The organism is Dyella kyungheensis (assembly GCF_049913195.1).
In the GTDB taxonomy this organism is placed as follows: domain Bacteria; phylum Pseudomonadota; class Gammaproteobacteria; order Xanthomonadales; family Rhodanobacteraceae; genus Dyella; species Dyella kyungheensis.
Map to the genome: position 1 here is coordinate 338,959 of NZ_CP183983.1, position 13,160 is coordinate 352,118.

Genomic DNA, 13,160 nt, shown 5'->3' on the forward strand with positions numbered 1-13,160 from the left:
CGCTACGGATGCGCACTCAACGGCTTGCGAGTTTTGCCGCCGCGGCAATGAGGACGCCGCCCGAGACGCCTTCGAGACAACGACGACGACGATCGCTGATGCCACCCGCTTTCCCGCCCGTCGCCGCAGTGATGGCGCTGAGGGCGCTGTAGATGACGCCGCACAGGCCGATGAAGATCGCGGACAGCACGAAGGCCTGTCGAGCGGCGGGCTGATCGTGCTGCATGAACTGCGGGAGTATCGCGAAGTAGATCATCATCCCTTTGGGATTGAGTACGGCGGTCAGGAATCCTCGGCGGAACTGATTTGCCGCTGGCTGCTTGGGCAAAGCAGACGCGCGTGATGTCGCCGCCGACTTCAGCAACTGCAACGCCAGATAGACCAGGTAGGCCACACCGGCCCACCGCAATGCTTCGAACAACAGGGGCGATGCGGCGATGACAGCAGCCAGGCCGAACGCGACCAGCAACGAATGAATCACATAGCCGGCGCACACCCCCGCCGTGGCGCGCAGTCCGGCAGCTGCGCCTGAGATGGCCTGGGAAACGATGAAGAGCATGTCCGGTCCCGGGACGCAGATAAGCGGGATCACGGTGAGGGCGAACAGGCCTAGCGCATGGGTATTCATGGCGAACAGGGTACGTCGACGCAGGCGCTATTTGGCTGCGAATATTCCAGTAGATCTTCCATTCTTGGCATAAGATGCCAATGAATCGACTCAAAGTAGACTGATATGCCAATCAAGCTCGATGCGATCGACAAGCGGATCCTGCGTGCCCTGCAGGAGGATGGCCGACTGCAGAACACTGACCTCGCGCGCACGGTGGGTCTATCGGCGTCGCCGTGCTTGCGCCGAGTTCGCCTGCTGGAAGAGGCCGGCGTCATCGATCGCTACGTCACAATCCTCAACCCGTCGATGGTCGGCGCGGGCCTGACGCTGTTTACGCGCGTCTGGCTCACCGCGCAGGACGCGGAGACGATCGAGCACTTCATCGGCGCGATGAAGCTGCTGCCGCAAGTGATGGAGTGCTACATCATGCTCGGCGAAAGCGATGCGCTGTTGCGCGTGGCGGTGGCGGACCTGGATGCGTACCGGCATTTTCAGTCCACCCATCTCACCCGTGCGAATGGCATCCAGAACGTGAAGACGGATATGCCGAGTCAGGTGGTGAAGCAGACGTATGCGCTGCCGCTGTGACTCTGGCCGATCAACGGGGCGTCTGGCGCACGTTTCCCGACGCCGGCATCATGCCAGGCGCTTCTCGTAGCGCCAGACCTCCAGCGGGAACGGTCCCTCCGAAGTTTCCACCAGGCTGGTCACGACGCCTGCGCGCTGCCACCCATGCTTTTCATAGAAGCTCGCGGCGCGCCCGTTGCCTATCGCGCAGGTGAGCCACGCGATCTTCGTTCCATCGACTGCAAGCGCGGCCTCGGCATCGGCCAGGAGCGCTGTCGCGACGCCGGCACCGCGCTGCTGGGCCGAGACATACAGCTGATAGAGCTCGTCGCGCTTGATGATGGAAAAGCCCGCGGGTTCTTCCGCCGGTCCGGCCACGCGAACGCGCCCAAGCGCCGCCTGGAGCCGCTGGGCGAAGCTCTCGCGCGTGCGCAGCCGGGTGAGTTCTGCCGGCAACAGAGGTGCGTGGGCGTCCTGCCATCCGTCGTACCAGAGCTGGGCAAGTGCATCGATCTCTGCTTGGTCGGCGTGTCTGATCTTCATGGTTCGGCGGTCGTTTCGATGGAGTTGGCACGCTAGCCTATTTTCGGAGCCCATGGTGGGAGCGCACTTGTGTGCGACTGGTGCGTGCCGGTGGGCCGCGGTCGCGCACAAGTGCGCTCCCACAGTTGGCGACGGCTAGCCCGGAAGTCCCGTTGTGGTCGGCGGAATCGTTTGTATACACTGTATACATGACCCGTCTGACTACCGCCGAGAAGATCCTCCGTGCCGCCCATCGGCTGTTCGATGGCGAGGGCGCCGAGGCCGTGACGATGCGCCGCGTGGCCGATGCCGTGGGGATCACCCCGATGGCGATCTATCGCCACTTTCCCAATCGCGATGCGCTGCTGAAGCGGCTCTCGGACGACAGCTTCAACGCAGTCGCGCATGAATGGAAGGCGCGCTCGCGCAGCCGCGACCTGATCAAGCGGCTGATCGCGATCGCCGAGCCCTATCTGGATTACGCGCTGGCGCATCCGCATCTGTTCGACCACGCCTTTTCGGTGCGTCGCGACGATGCACGGCGCTATCCGGAGGATTTCCGTGCCGGCCTTTCGCCGACGTTCAACGTGGTGGTCGATGCGGTGAACGATGCGATGGCGGGTGGTGCGTTGAAACACGACGATCCGCACGACGTGGCCATGGCGATCTGGGCGCAGCAGCATGGCTTGATCGCGCTCTATCGCGCGGGACGTTTCAGTTACGACGAAAAGCAGTTTCGCGCCTTCTATCAACAATCACTGGAGAAGTTGATCCATGGCCTCAAAGCCTGACACTGTCGGATGGCCGGTGGGAGTCGCAGCCACTGCGTTGGCTGCTTTGGCCTGGTGGTTTGCCAGCGGAGTAGAGCCGCAATGGTGGTTGGCCTGGCTGGCGCCGCTGCCGGTGCTGTGGCTCGCGCCGCGCGTGGGTGCGCGATGGGCGGCGCTGGTTGGGTTCGCGGCCTATGCCGCCGGCGGTTTGAATGTATGGAGTTATTTGCACGCGGCGGTCGGCTTGCCGACGCTGCCTGTCATTGGCTTCATCTTGGTCGGCGGCGTGATGCTGGCGCTGTGCGTGCTGCTGTATCGGCACCTGCTGCTGCGTGGGCGTGCGGTTGCGGCGGTGTTGTCGGTGCCGGCGCTGTGGGTCGCCTGCGAGTACGTCATCAGCCTGCTGTCGCCGCACTCCACGTTCTTCAATATCGGTTATACCCAGTCTGACGCGCTGCCTGTCATCCAGATCGCGGCGGTGACGGGCCTGTGGGGCATCGGTTTCCTGGTGCTGCTGGTGCCCGCTGCCATCGCTGCGCAGACGTGGTCGCCCGCACCGCGTCGCGGTCGCGTAATCGCAGGTGCGCTGGCGGCGCTGGCGGTCGTCGCTACCGTCGTCTATGGCGGCTGGCGCTTGCAGGAACCGGCCACCTCCTCGCTGCGAATCGGTCTGGCCTCGCTGCTGGGTCCAATGCGTTCTGCCGACAGTGCCGAAGGCCAGGCGTTGCAGTCGCGCTACGCGGACGCTATGGGTCGCCTTGCCGATGCCGGCGCGAAGATCGTGTTGATTCCCGAGACCTCGTTCGGTGCGCAAGACCCGACTATTCCCACATTCAAACAACTGGCGGGGCAACGCGGATTGATCGTGGCTTCCGGTATCGATTTCAAGAACGCCGCGCAGCCCGAGCGCAACATGCTCTCGGTGATCCAGCCCGGTGCCCAATCGCCGGCCACCTATAACAAGCATCACCTGTTGCTGGGACTCGAGCACTACACGCCCGGCGACACCTACACCATGCTCGACGGCAGCCCGCGCACTGGCCTGGCCATCTGCAAGGACATGGACTTCCATGACACCGGGCACGCCTATGCGTCGCGTCATACGCAATTGCTGCTGGTTCCCGCATCGGATTTCAATGTCGATGGCTGGTTGCACAGCCGCATGGCCATCATGCGTGGCGTGGAGAGCGGGTTCGCCATTGCGCGAGCGGCACGTGGCGGACGCCTCACCTTGAGCGACGATCGTGGCCGGGTCGTGGCGGAAGCCTCTAGCGAGCATCGCGATGCGGAGCTGGTGGGCGACCTGCCATTGCACGACACCTCCACGTTGTATGGGCGCTGGGGCGATTGGTTCGTGTATCTGGTGCTGGCGGGGTTGGCGGCCTGTCTGGCGATGGCGGTGCTGCCTCGTCGCGCCCGTCGCTGAGCGGACAAGGCCCTTGGCCATGGGCGCATGTCACGCCCGGGCGCGGCGGTTCGTCATGTCTATGGACCATCCCCAAGGAGTTCCGTAATGACTGACAAGATCAACCTGTTTGCGGCCGCACCCACGCTGATGCAGGAGTGGCAGCGGGCCATGATGTCGCTCTCCGAGGCTGCCAGCTTCGAGCCCAGCCTGTGCGAGCTGGTGAAGCTGCGCGCCTCGCAGATCAACGGCTGCGCCAACTGCATCAACCTGCACTACGTCGAAGCCACCGAGAACGGCGAGACAGGGCAGCGCATCGCCTTGTTGCCTGCGTGGCGCGAGGCGCCTTGCTATTCCGAGCGGGAACGCGCCGCGCTGGGCTGGACCGAGGCCATGACGCGCCTGTCCGATGGCCAGGACCATGCCGCCGCCTACGACGCCCTCAAAGCCGCGTTCACGGAAGAAGAGCAGGTCAAGCTCACCCTGACCATCAACATCATCAACGGCTGGAACCGCATCGCGGTCGGCTTTGGACTGTGGGTGGATCCCGCCGTGATCAAGGCGAGCAGGGCGGCCGCGTGATGAACCGGGCAGACTTGAACGACGCCGCGCTGGATTTCAACGCCATGCGCCCGAAGCTGATGCGCGTCGCTTACCGGATGCTCGGTTCGGTGGGCGACGCCGAAGACATCGTGCAGGATGCCTTCATTCGCTGGATGGCGGTGGACCGGCCCGCGGTGCGCGAGCCGGAGGCGTATCTGCGTTGCACCGTGACGCGCCTGTGCCTGGACCAGCTCAAGTCTGCGCGCCATCAACGCGAGATCTATGTCGGTACGTGGCTTCCCGAACCGCTGGTGGAAGACGTCGACCACGACGACATCACCCTGCCGTTGATGCTGGTGCTCGAACGCCTGTCGCCACTCGAACGAGCGGCGTTCCTGTTGCACGATGTATTCGGCGTGCCGTTCGAGGAGATTGCGACCACCTTGGACCGGGACGCCACCGCCTGCCGCCAGCTCGCCACCCGGGCCCGCAATCACGTGCGGGAGGCGCGGCCTCGCTTCAAGATCGAGAAGAAGCGCGCGTTGCAGATTGCCGAAGCATTCTTTCGGGCCTCACGCGAGGGTGATCTGAACACGCTGGGCACGCTGCTGACGGCGGACGTGAGCCTGCATGCCGACGGCGGCGGAAAGCGTCCCGCGGTGGCCGAACCCATCCTCGGCTACGAGGCGGTGATGGCAGCCATGGAGCGTCTGGCGGCCCTCGTGCTGAAGAACCGCTCGACGTTTATCCGCACCGTTTACATCAACGGCTTGCCGGGTTTCATCACGCTGGAAGCCGATGGCCAGTACCAGACCACGGCGCTGGATACGGACGGCGAGAAGATCGCGGGCATCTACGTGGTGCGCAATCCGGACAAGTTGAAGCATCTATGATCGTTGTGAGGCTTCATCGCGCTCGGAGCTTGTTTAAAAGCTCCATTCTTGCCACTCGTCATTCCGGCGCAGGCCGGAATCCAGTGGCGATGCATTGGGTCTTGGCGCGGCGCTCAATGCTGGCTGTCATTGGGCGCTAGCCGCCCACTGAGGCTATTGGATTCCGGCGTGCGCCGGAATGACGGTGAGGGGCAAATGGATACTGAGGCGAGAATCCATGGCTCTTGGCGCCGGGCTCAACGCTGGCGGTCATTGGGCGCTAGCCGTCCACTGAGGCTACTGGATTCCGGCCTGCGCCGGAATGACGGTGAGGGGAAATGGATACTGAGGCGAGCTCTTAGCGCGGCGCTCAACGCGGGCGGTCACTGGGCGCTAGCCGCTCACTGAGGCCACTGGATTCCGGCCTGCGCCGGAATGACGGTGAGGGGGAGTGGATACGGAGGCGAGAATCCAAGCGGTGTTCAGAACGTATAGCGCACCCGTCCGTACCAGTAGGCACCGTTGCTGCCGATCGGCGAGATCACGTCGTACGGGAAATTGCCGCCGTAGTTGATGTCGCTGTTGGAGCGGGTGGGGTATTGATTGGTGACGTTGTCGCCGCCGAGGGCGAAGCTGAGGCGATCGGTGGCGCGGTATTCCACTTCGACATCCAGCTGGAAGCGTGGTGCGTAGGTCTGCGTGGGAATGTAGCCGTCGCCGAAATCGAACACGCGCGTGGTGGCGCCCTGGCGGGTGACGCGGCCCAGCAGGCCCCACTGCTTGTTGTCCCACTTGGCAGTGAAGCTGCCGCGCTGGCGCGGTGCGGCGTCGGTCAAGGTGTTGCGCGCTTCCACGCCGAACAGCACGTTGTCGGCACCCGCAGCGATCAATGCGGCCGGGGTCGCCTCGACACTGCGGATCTGGGTGTTGTTGTGGCTGTAGGCCAGGGTGAGTAAAAGGTTGCCGTTGGCGACGGTGGTGCGATAGTTGCCCACCAGTTCGGCGCCGCGGGTGATCGTGTTCACGGCGTTGGTGAAGAACTGCACGCTCTGTACGCCGGCCACACCGAAGTTCTGCTGGATGTATTGCTCCAGTCCATCGTTGTCGATGGTCTCGGACAAGGTCACGCGGTGGTCGATGGCGATCTGGTACGCGTCGAGCGAGAAGTCGAAGGCGCTGCCGAGTTGTCCGGTGATGCCGAGGCTGAAGTTGCGCGATTTCTCCGGCTTCAACGGTTGGGCGCCCAGGTCGCGGGCCAGCGGATTGTTGACCGACAGGATGCGGCCCGTCACCAGTTTGCCGTCCGCACCGTAGCCGGTGGTGGTGGCTTCGTAGCCGATCTGGCTCAGCGATGGCGCACGCAGGTTGTTGGACGCCGCACCACGGAGGGCGAAGCCCGGCGCGAACTCCCAGCGCGCGCTGAGCTTGCCGCTCCAGTTGCCGCCGAAATCGCTGTAGTGCTCGTAGCGGCCCGCGGCATCGGCAAAGAAGGTGTCGGTGATGTCGCTGGAGACTTCGGCATAGGCGGCCTGCACGCGGCGCGAGAGATCGGCCGCATCCTGCGGCTGCAAACCGCCGCCGGCCTGCGCCCCGGCAGGCGCGTCGATGGGGCCGACCGCGTAGGACGCCGGATCGCCCGCGCCGGTGCGGAAGGTTTCATAGCGGTACTCGGTGCCGACCGCCAAGGTGAGCGGCCTGCCGGCCACGTCGTACTGGCGGTTGGCATCGAGATTGGCCGTGCTCTGGTTGAACGCGTAGCTGCCGATATGGAAATACGTGGGGCTCTGCGCGCCCAACGAGGCATTCAACGAATCGCGCAGGTCGTAGTCGAACGCGTTCCTGCCCCAGTTGAGGCTGCCGTCGTAGTTCCAGTCGCCCAGCGTGCCGCGCACACCACCAGCAGTCTGGGCATCGCGGTTGTGTCCGATGGATTGCGGAAGGTAACCATCCGGATAGATCGAAGGAACATTCGCATCGCTGTCGGGATAGCGGAAATAGTTGTCGCCGATGGTGTGGCGCTGCGTATAGGTGCCGAAGGCATACAGACTGGCGTGTTCGTTCAACGGCAGCTCGCCGTTGAACCAGCCGTTGTAACTCTCGTTGGGCGGATCGCCGGCGGCGTAGTTACGCTGTCCCCGTAGCGCGAGATTTGCCGGTGTGGGATCGGCGATGAAATCGGGCACGGTGTCGTAGCCGGCGCGATTGGTGCCCGCGTGGTGGCTGGTCTCCACGCCCGCATGGAGGAACCCGCTGCCGCCCAGCGTAGTGCCGAAATCCGCGGCGGCATAGCCGCCCTGGCCATCGGTGATCTCGCGGTCGGTGGGACGGAAGTTCGTATGGTAGGCGCCGTAATCCGCCGAGATCTCGCCGCCGCTGGGTGCATCCTTGAGGATGATGTTGATCACGCCGGCAATCGCATCGGAACCGTATTGCGCACCCGCGCCATCGCGCAGCACTTCGACGCGCTTGATCGCGCTGATCGGGATGGCGTTGAAGTCCACGGGCGTGGTGCCGTTGCCGATCTTGGTATCGGTGTTGACCAGCGCCGAGGTATGAAAGCGCTTGCCATTCACCAGCACGAGCACTTCGTCCGGCGACAACCCGCGTAGCTGAGCCGCACGCACATGATCCGATCCGCCCGAGTTGGATTGGCGGGGAAAGTTGAACGAAGGCAGCAGCACGGCCAGCGCTGCGCCCAGTTCGCCGTTGACTGCGCCTGCGTTGCGCAGATCCTGCTCGCTCAACACATCCACGGGCACCGGCGAGTCCAGCGAGGTGCGATTGCTGGCGCGCACGCCGGTGACCACCACCTGGTCCAGGGTCTTGGCTTGGGTATCGCTGGACTGCGATTGCGCGTACGTCACCGGCGCGGCCAGTGCACTTGCGATAAGAACGGTGAGCAGGCGGACGCGCGTTGGCGCGGCGGAGTGGATCGGCATGACGAATTCCTCAGGGGTGCAGCGGCCCATCGCGCGAGCTGCGAAGCCGGCGTGGGAGACGACGAATGATGTGAGGCGAGCGCCGGAAGCCGGCGCTGACGGTTGCTAGGCCAGACAACATCGCCGCATGGCGATGCCATGCGGCGCGTGCAGGTTCTCAAGCATGTTTTCCGTCATCGTCGACAAACCTGATCCCCGGGCATTGCTGGCAGTGGGCTGGCCCCGCGTGGCGGCCGGCAGTTATTTGTTGCATTGCAGAAGTTATGTTGTCAATACTTCGCGAAGACAAACCGTCCATCGGTCTATCCGTATAGATGTCCAAATTGGTATGAGGAAATAGCCATGAATCATTTGCGTTGCGCGGGAGCGCTGCTGGCAGTCGCCCTGCTTTCGGGTTGCGTCGCCTCGGTGGCTCCGGCATCCGCCACATTGCATGGCGATCCCGCACATCCCGCGCAAACGCAGGCCTGGGTGGATACGAAGCTGTACTTCGGGCTCGGCCTCTTCGACGATGCCGCCAGTGGCGTCAGCGAGCAGCGCTGGCGCGACTTTCTCGATGCCGAGGTGACGCCGCGGTTTCCCGATGGCCTGAGCGTGGTCGACGTCTATGGCCAGTGGCAGGGCAAGGGGCAGACGGCGCCGGAGCGCCTGCGATCGAAAATGTTGGTGATCGATTATCCGGATACGGCCGAGAATCGCGCTAAGGTGGAGGCTATCCGTGCGGCGTGGAAGCAGCGCACGGGCGACCAGTCCGTGCTGCGGGTGACGCAGCCTGCCGAGGTGTCGTTCTGAGATGAGCAGCATTCGTTCGCAACGTTGGCTCTCGCCGGGCGACGTCAATGGCTTTCTCGGGCTGGTGGTCGACAACCTGTCGATCATGGCCTTCCTGGCGACGGCGTTGATCGGCATCTTCGGTTTTCCCGCCGATATCGTGTTCCTGCGGATGTTCCCCGGCACGACCTTCGGCGTGTTGCTGGGCAACCTGGCCTATACCGCGATGGCGCGCCGCCTGGCGAAGCAGACGGGACGCGACGATGTCACCGCCATGCCGCTGGGCCTGGATGCGCCCACCAGTATCGGCATGGCCTTGCTGGTGCTCGGCCCAGCGTTCCTGCAGTTCAAGCAGAGTGGACTCGATGAACATGCCGCCGCGATCGCCACCTGGCAGCTGGGCATGGCGTCGCTGGTGATCATGGGTGTGCTGAAGTTCGTGCTGTCCTTCTTTGGCGGCATGGTGCAGCGGCATGTGCCGCGCGCGGGCCTGCTCGGTTCCATTGCGGGCATTGCGCTGGTGCTGATGGGTTTTCTTCCGTTGGTGGAGATTCTCAAGGTGCCGGTGGTGGGCCTGGCCGGCCTCGGCGTGGTGCTGTATGCGCTGGTGGCGCGCGCACGCATGCCGTGGGGCTTGCCCGGCGTGTTGGTGGCGTTTGTGGTCGCGGCGCTGCTGTATTACGTGCTCGGCCCGCTGGGCTGGCTGGGTACGGGCTATCACCCGCCGGTGGCCTGGCAGTGGCGTTTCGCCTTGCCGCTGCCGACCTTGCAATGGGTCAACGGTCTGGCGGCGGCGACGCCCTACCTGCCGTTGATTCTCCCGTTCGGCCTGTTGATGGTGGTGGGCGGCATCAATGTCACGGAAAGCGCACGCGTGGCCGGCGACGATTACCGCACGCGCGATATTCTCCTGGTGGAAGCCCTGGCAACCCTGGTGGCAGGTTTTTGCGGCGGCGTGGCGCAGACCACGCCTTACATCGGCCAGCCATCGTACAAGGCGATGGGCGCGCGCAGCGGCTACACGCTGCTGACGGGCCTGGTGATCGGCCTGGGTGGCGTGTTCGGTTATCTCTCCAACCTGGTCGAGCTGTTGCCGCTGTCGGTGCTGGCGCCGATCCTGGTGTTCGTGGCGATCGGCATCACCGTTCAAGCCTTCGAAGCGACGCCGGTGCGTTACGCGGCGGCGGTGGTGTTCAGTTTCTTCCCGGCGATCGCGCGCATGGTGACGATCAAGCTGAGCGATCCCACTTACGTGCCGAGCGATCGCTACGGCGCGCTGTTCGCCGAGCACAGCCACGGCATTTCCGAGCTGGCGGTGATCACGGTCCTCGGCAACGGCTTCATCATCACATCGATGATCTGGGCGAGTTTCCTGGTGGCCTTGATCGATGGGCGCACGCTGCGTGCCGCGGGCATTCTTCTGATCGGTGGTGCCTTGAGCCTGTTCGGCATCATTCATTCGGTGCAGATAAGCGGCGGTGTCTATCTGCCCTGGTCGCTGGATGACCCATCGCGTCTGCTGGTGTGGCAGTTCGCCGGGGCCTATGCGGTGCTGGCCATCGTATTGAGCCTGCTTTCTCTGGCCGCGCCACGCGAACGGCGTGCGTCTGCGTGAAGATGCGGCAGGGCGATAAGCCGCGGTTCTCGGTGAGTACCGGGAAGCACGGCTTCACGCTGGCCCTGGTGGCGGCGACCTTGCTCGGCGTCGCCATGGGCTGGATCTGCAACCGCACGCTCAGTGCGGAGCGATCCGTTGCGGTGGCTGCCGATCTCTCCCTGATCACGGAAGCGTTCCTGCGCCTCATCAAGATGATCGTCGCCCCGTTGGTGTTTGCCTCGCTGGTGTCGGCGGTGGCGCGCATGGGTGGCGCGGCGGAGATTGGGCGCATCGGCATCCGCACGCTGCTGTGGTTCTTTGCGGCTTCCTGCGTATCGCTCACGGTGGGCTTGTTGATGGCCCACTGGTTGCAGCCGGGGGCGGCGCTGCATGGAACGCCTGCGTTTGCTCAACTGCCGGCGACAACCGGAAGTGCGGGTGCGGCGTCGGGCTTTTCGCTGGCGGATTTCATGACCCACCTGATTCCCCGCTCCATCGTCGAGGCCATGGCGAACAACGAGATCCTGCAGATCGTGGTGTTCTCGTTGTTCATCGGCGTGGCGGCGGCTGCGTTGAAGGAGAAGGCGCAACGCTTTGTCGAGCTGATCGAGTCGCTCGCCGCGATCATGTTCAAGATGACGGACTATGTGATGAAAGTCGCTCCGCTGGCGATCTTCGCTGCGCTGGCCAGTTCGATCTGCCTGCATGGCATCGGCATCATCGGAACGTACGCCCGTTTCGTCGCGGGCTTCTATCTTTCGCTGGCCATCCTGTGGGTGCTGCTGCTGGCCGCGCTCAGCCTGATCATCGGACCGCGCAGCTTGCGCCTGTTGGCCGGCATCCGGCAGACGGTGCTGCTGGCGTTCGCCACCTCGTCGTCGGAGGCAGCGTATCCGCGCCTGCTCGAACAACTGGTGGCGTTCGGCATACCGAGGCGCATCGCCAGCTTCGTGTTGCCGCTGGGTTACTCGTTCAATCTCGATGGCGCGATGATGTATTGCACGTTCGCCATTCTGTTCATCGCGCAGGCCTACGGCGTGGAACTCAGCATCGGGCAGCAGATCACGCTGTTCGGCCTGCTCATGCTCACCACCAAGGGGCTGGCCGGCGTGCCGCGCGCCGCCATCGCGGTGGTGGCCGTCACGCTGCACTACTTTCATCTGCCGGACGCCGGCCTGGCGCTGGTGCTGGCAGTCGATCACATCCTGGACATGGGCCGCTCGGCCACCAACATCGTCGGCAACTCGGTGGCTGCCGCTGCGGTAGCGTCGTGGGAGCGGCAGCTAAACGCGCCGTCCGTGGACGAGCACCCATGAACGATTCCGTTCGTCGTTTCGCCTTCCATCCTTAGCGAGGTCGTATGCCTGCCATTGCCTATCTCGAGTGTTCCCGCTGCCATGCGCGTCTGCCCGCCGACGTGCCGCAGACGCTGTGCACGCAATGTCCCGAGCAGCCTGCGGGCGCGCTCTACGTGCGGTACGACCTCACGCCTCTGCAAGGCAGCTCGCCGGCCGACGTGGTGAACGGCGGCGATGCTTCGACACCTTGGCGCGGCATGTGGCGTTACCGCGCCGTGCTGCCCGAGGTCACTCCGGTGACGTTGGGCGAAGGCTGGACACCGATGCTGCGCAGCAAGCGTCACGGCGAGTTGTTCCTCAAGGAGGAGGGCGCCAATCCCACCGGCTCGTTCAAGGCGCGCGGGCTGGCGCTGGCGGTGACCATGGCGCGGCACTACGGCTTGCGCAAGCTGGCCATTCCCTCCGCCGGCAACGCAGCCGGCGCGCTGGCGGCCTATGCGGCGGCGTCGGATATCGAAGCGCATATCTTCATGCCGCGCGACGTGCCGCTCGCCAATATGGTGGAAGCGACGGCCTACGGCGCCAAGGTGACGTTGGTCGACGGCGTGATTTCCGATTGCGCCCGCATCGTCGGCGAGCGCAAAGCGGAGGAGGGCTGGTTCGATATTTCCACGCTCAAGGAACCGTTCCGCGTGGAAGGCAAGAAGACCATGGGCTACGAATTGGTCGAACAACTGGGTTGGGAATATCCCGATGCGGTGTTCTATCCCACCGGTGGCGGCGTCGGTTTGATCGGCATGTGGAAAGCGTTCGACGAACTCGAACAGCTGGGTTGGGTGAAGCCGGGCAAGCGCCCACGCATGTTCGCCATTCAATCGTCGGGATGCGCGCCGGTAGTGCGGGCCTTCGATGAAGGCGCCGCCGTCAGCCAGATGTGGAAAGACCCCAAGACCGCGGCTTCCGGCCTGCGCGTGCCCAAGGCGTACGGCGACTACATCATCCTGGACATACTCCGGGCATCCGGCGGCAAGGCTGTCGCGGTATCGGATGAGGACACCTTTGCATCGCTGCGCGATTGGGCCGCGAACGAAGGGATCTTGCTATCGCCCGAAGGAGCCGCGGCCACCGCCGCCTATGCGCAGCTGATCGCCTCGGGCGACCTGAAGAAGTCCGATCGCGTGGTCATCTTCAACACCGGTGCAGGCTTGAAGTACACCGATGTCATCGCCCCTGCGCTCGGCTTGTCGCTCACGCAAGGTACGTGAC

12 protein-coding genes are annotated in these 13,160 nt (G+C 64.3%); 9 read left to right on the forward strand and 3 right to left on the reverse strand.

Features of this window, described 5'->3' with window-relative positions:
• Positions 1-16: 16 nt before the first annotated feature.
• Entirely contained in the window at positions 17-628 is a 612-nt protein-coding gene (locus ACN9MB_RS01360; protein ID WP_426270507.1) for a LysE family translocator, read from the reverse strand.
• A gap of 105 nt (positions 629-733) precedes the next feature.
• On the opposite strand from ACN9MB_RS01360, the gene ACN9MB_RS01365 reads away from it, so the two are divergent.
• Entirely contained in the window at positions 734-1,198 is a 465-nt protein-coding gene (locus tag ACN9MB_RS01365; protein ID WP_426270508.1) for an Lrp/AsnC family transcriptional regulator, read from the forward strand.
• A gap of 48 nt (positions 1,199-1,246) precedes the next feature.
• Here ACN9MB_RS01365 and ACN9MB_RS01370 read toward each other — a convergent pair whose 3' ends face one another.
• Complete coding sequence (locus ACN9MB_RS01370; RefSeq protein ID WP_426270509.1) at positions 1,247-1,720, reverse strand: GNAT family N-acetyltransferase; 474 nt, start codon at positions 1,718-1,720, stop codon at positions 1,247-1,249.
• A 188-nt stretch (positions 1,721-1,908) separates the two neighbouring features.
• Here ACN9MB_RS01370 and ACN9MB_RS01375 point away from each other — a divergent pair, with 188 nt between their 5' ends.
• The 4 genes from ACN9MB_RS01375 (at position 1,909) to ACN9MB_RS01390 (ending at position 5,310) form a co-directional block, all read left to right on the forward strand.
• Positions 1,909-2,490 (forward strand): TetR/AcrR family transcriptional regulator, encoded by a 582-nt coding sequence (locus tag ACN9MB_RS01375; protein WP_426270510.1) that lies wholly within the window; start codon positions 1,909-1,911, stop codon positions 2,488-2,490.
• Positions 2,474-3,895, forward strand: a complete 1,422-nt coding sequence (locus ACN9MB_RS01380; protein WP_426270511.1) for an apolipoprotein N-acyltransferase — start codon at positions 2,474-2,476, stop codon at positions 3,893-3,895. The genes ACN9MB_RS01375 and ACN9MB_RS01380 overlap by 17 nt, the downstream gene beginning before the upstream one ends.
• Before the next feature lie 87 nt (positions 3,896-3,982).
• The gene (locus ACN9MB_RS01385) at positions 3,983-4,456 is read left to right on the forward strand and encodes a carboxymuconolactone decarboxylase family protein (protein WP_426270512.1); all 474 of its coding nucleotides are present in this window, start codon (positions 3,983-3,985) and stop codon (positions 4,454-4,456) included.
• Positions 4,456-5,310, forward strand: a complete 855-nt coding sequence (locus ACN9MB_RS01390; protein WP_426270513.1) for a sigma-70 family RNA polymerase sigma factor — start codon at positions 4,456-4,458, stop codon at positions 5,308-5,310. Before ACN9MB_RS01385 ends, ACN9MB_RS01390 begins: the two co-directional genes overlap by 1 nt.
• Before the next feature lie 461 nt (positions 5,311-5,771).
• On the opposite strand, the gene ACN9MB_RS01395 is transcribed toward ACN9MB_RS01390, so the two are convergent.
• A complete protein-coding gene (locus tag ACN9MB_RS01395) occupies positions 5,772-8,228 on the reverse strand; it encodes a TonB-dependent receptor plug domain-containing protein (RefSeq protein ID WP_426270514.1) in 2,457 nt (818 codons plus the stop codon).
• A 342-nt stretch (positions 8,229-8,570) separates the two neighbouring features.
• Here ACN9MB_RS01395 and ACN9MB_RS01400 point away from each other — a divergent pair, with 342 nt between their 5' ends.
• Genes ACN9MB_RS01400 through ACN9MB_RS01415 form a run of 4 tightly spaced genes read left to right on the forward strand, consistent with a single transcriptional unit; the run spans position 8,571 to position 13,159 of the window.
• Positions 8,571-9,020, forward strand: a complete 450-nt coding sequence (locus ACN9MB_RS01400; RefSeq protein ID WP_204637457.1) for a DUF3574 domain-containing protein — start codon at positions 8,571-8,573, stop codon at positions 9,018-9,020.
• Position 9,021: 1 nt separating this feature from the next.
• Positions 9,022-10,614 carry a hypothetical protein gene (locus tag ACN9MB_RS01405; RefSeq protein WP_426270515.1) on the forward strand — a complete coding sequence of 531 codons (1,593 nt, stop codon included), beginning with the start codon at positions 9,022-9,024 and terminating at the stop codon, positions 10,612-10,614.
• A gap of 2 nt (positions 10,615-10,616) precedes the next feature.
• Positions 10,617-11,912 (forward strand): dicarboxylate/amino acid:cation symporter, encoded by a 1,296-nt coding sequence (locus ACN9MB_RS01410; RefSeq protein WP_426271870.1) that lies wholly within the window; start codon positions 10,617-10,619, stop codon positions 11,910-11,912.
• A gap of 44 nt (positions 11,913-11,956) precedes the next feature.
• Positions 11,957-13,159, forward strand: a complete 1,203-nt coding sequence (locus ACN9MB_RS01415) for a threonine synthase (RefSeq protein WP_204637460.1) — start codon at positions 11,957-11,959, stop codon at positions 13,157-13,159.
• Position 13,160: the final 1 nt, after the last annotated feature.

What these genes read in the sequence shown, in the direction of transcription:
- ACN9MB_RS01360 (WP_426270507.1), bottom strand. Translation starts at nt 628, where the DNA reads ATGAATACCCATGCGCTAGGCCTGTTCGCCCTCACCGTGATCCCGCTT.
- ACN9MB_RS01365 (WP_426270508.1), top strand. Translation starts at nt 734, where the DNA reads ATGCCAATCAAGCTCGATGCGATCGACAAGCGGATCCTGCGTGCCCTG.
- ACN9MB_RS01370 (WP_426270509.1), bottom strand. Translation starts at nt 1,720, where the DNA reads ATGAAGATCAGACACGCCGACCAAGCAGAGATCGATGCACTTGCCCAG.
- ACN9MB_RS01375 (WP_426270510.1), top strand. Translation starts at nt 1,909, where the DNA reads ATGACCCGTCTGACTACCGCCGAGAAGATCCTCCGTGCCGCCCATCGG.
- ACN9MB_RS01380 (WP_426270511.1), top strand. Translation starts at nt 2,474, where the DNA reads ATGGCCTCAAAGCCTGACACTGTCGGATGGCCGGTGGGAGTCGCAGCC.
- ACN9MB_RS01385 (WP_426270512.1), top strand. Translation starts at nt 3,983, where the DNA reads ATGACTGACAAGATCAACCTGTTTGCGGCCGCACCCACGCTGATGCAG.
- ACN9MB_RS01390 (WP_426270513.1), top strand. Translation starts at nt 4,456, where the DNA reads ATGAACCGGGCAGACTTGAACGACGCCGCGCTGGATTTCAACGCCATG.
- ACN9MB_RS01395 (WP_426270514.1), bottom strand. Translation starts at nt 8,228, where the DNA reads ATGCCGATCCACTCCGCCGCGCCAACGCGCGTCCGCCTGCTCACCGTT.
- ACN9MB_RS01400 (WP_204637457.1), top strand. Translation starts at nt 8,571, where the DNA reads ATGAATCATTTGCGTTGCGCGGGAGCGCTGCTGGCAGTCGCCCTGCTT.
- ACN9MB_RS01405 (WP_426270515.1), top strand. Translation starts at nt 9,022, where the DNA reads ATGAGCAGCATTCGTTCGCAACGTTGGCTCTCGCCGGGCGACGTCAAT.
- ACN9MB_RS01410 (WP_426271870.1), top strand. Translation starts at nt 10,617, where the DNA reads ATGCGGCAGGGCGATAAGCCGCGGTTCTCGGTGAGTACCGGGAAGCAC.
- ACN9MB_RS01415 (WP_204637460.1), top strand. Translation starts at nt 11,957, where the DNA reads ATGCCTGCCATTGCCTATCTCGAGTGTTCCCGCTGCCATGCGCGTCTG.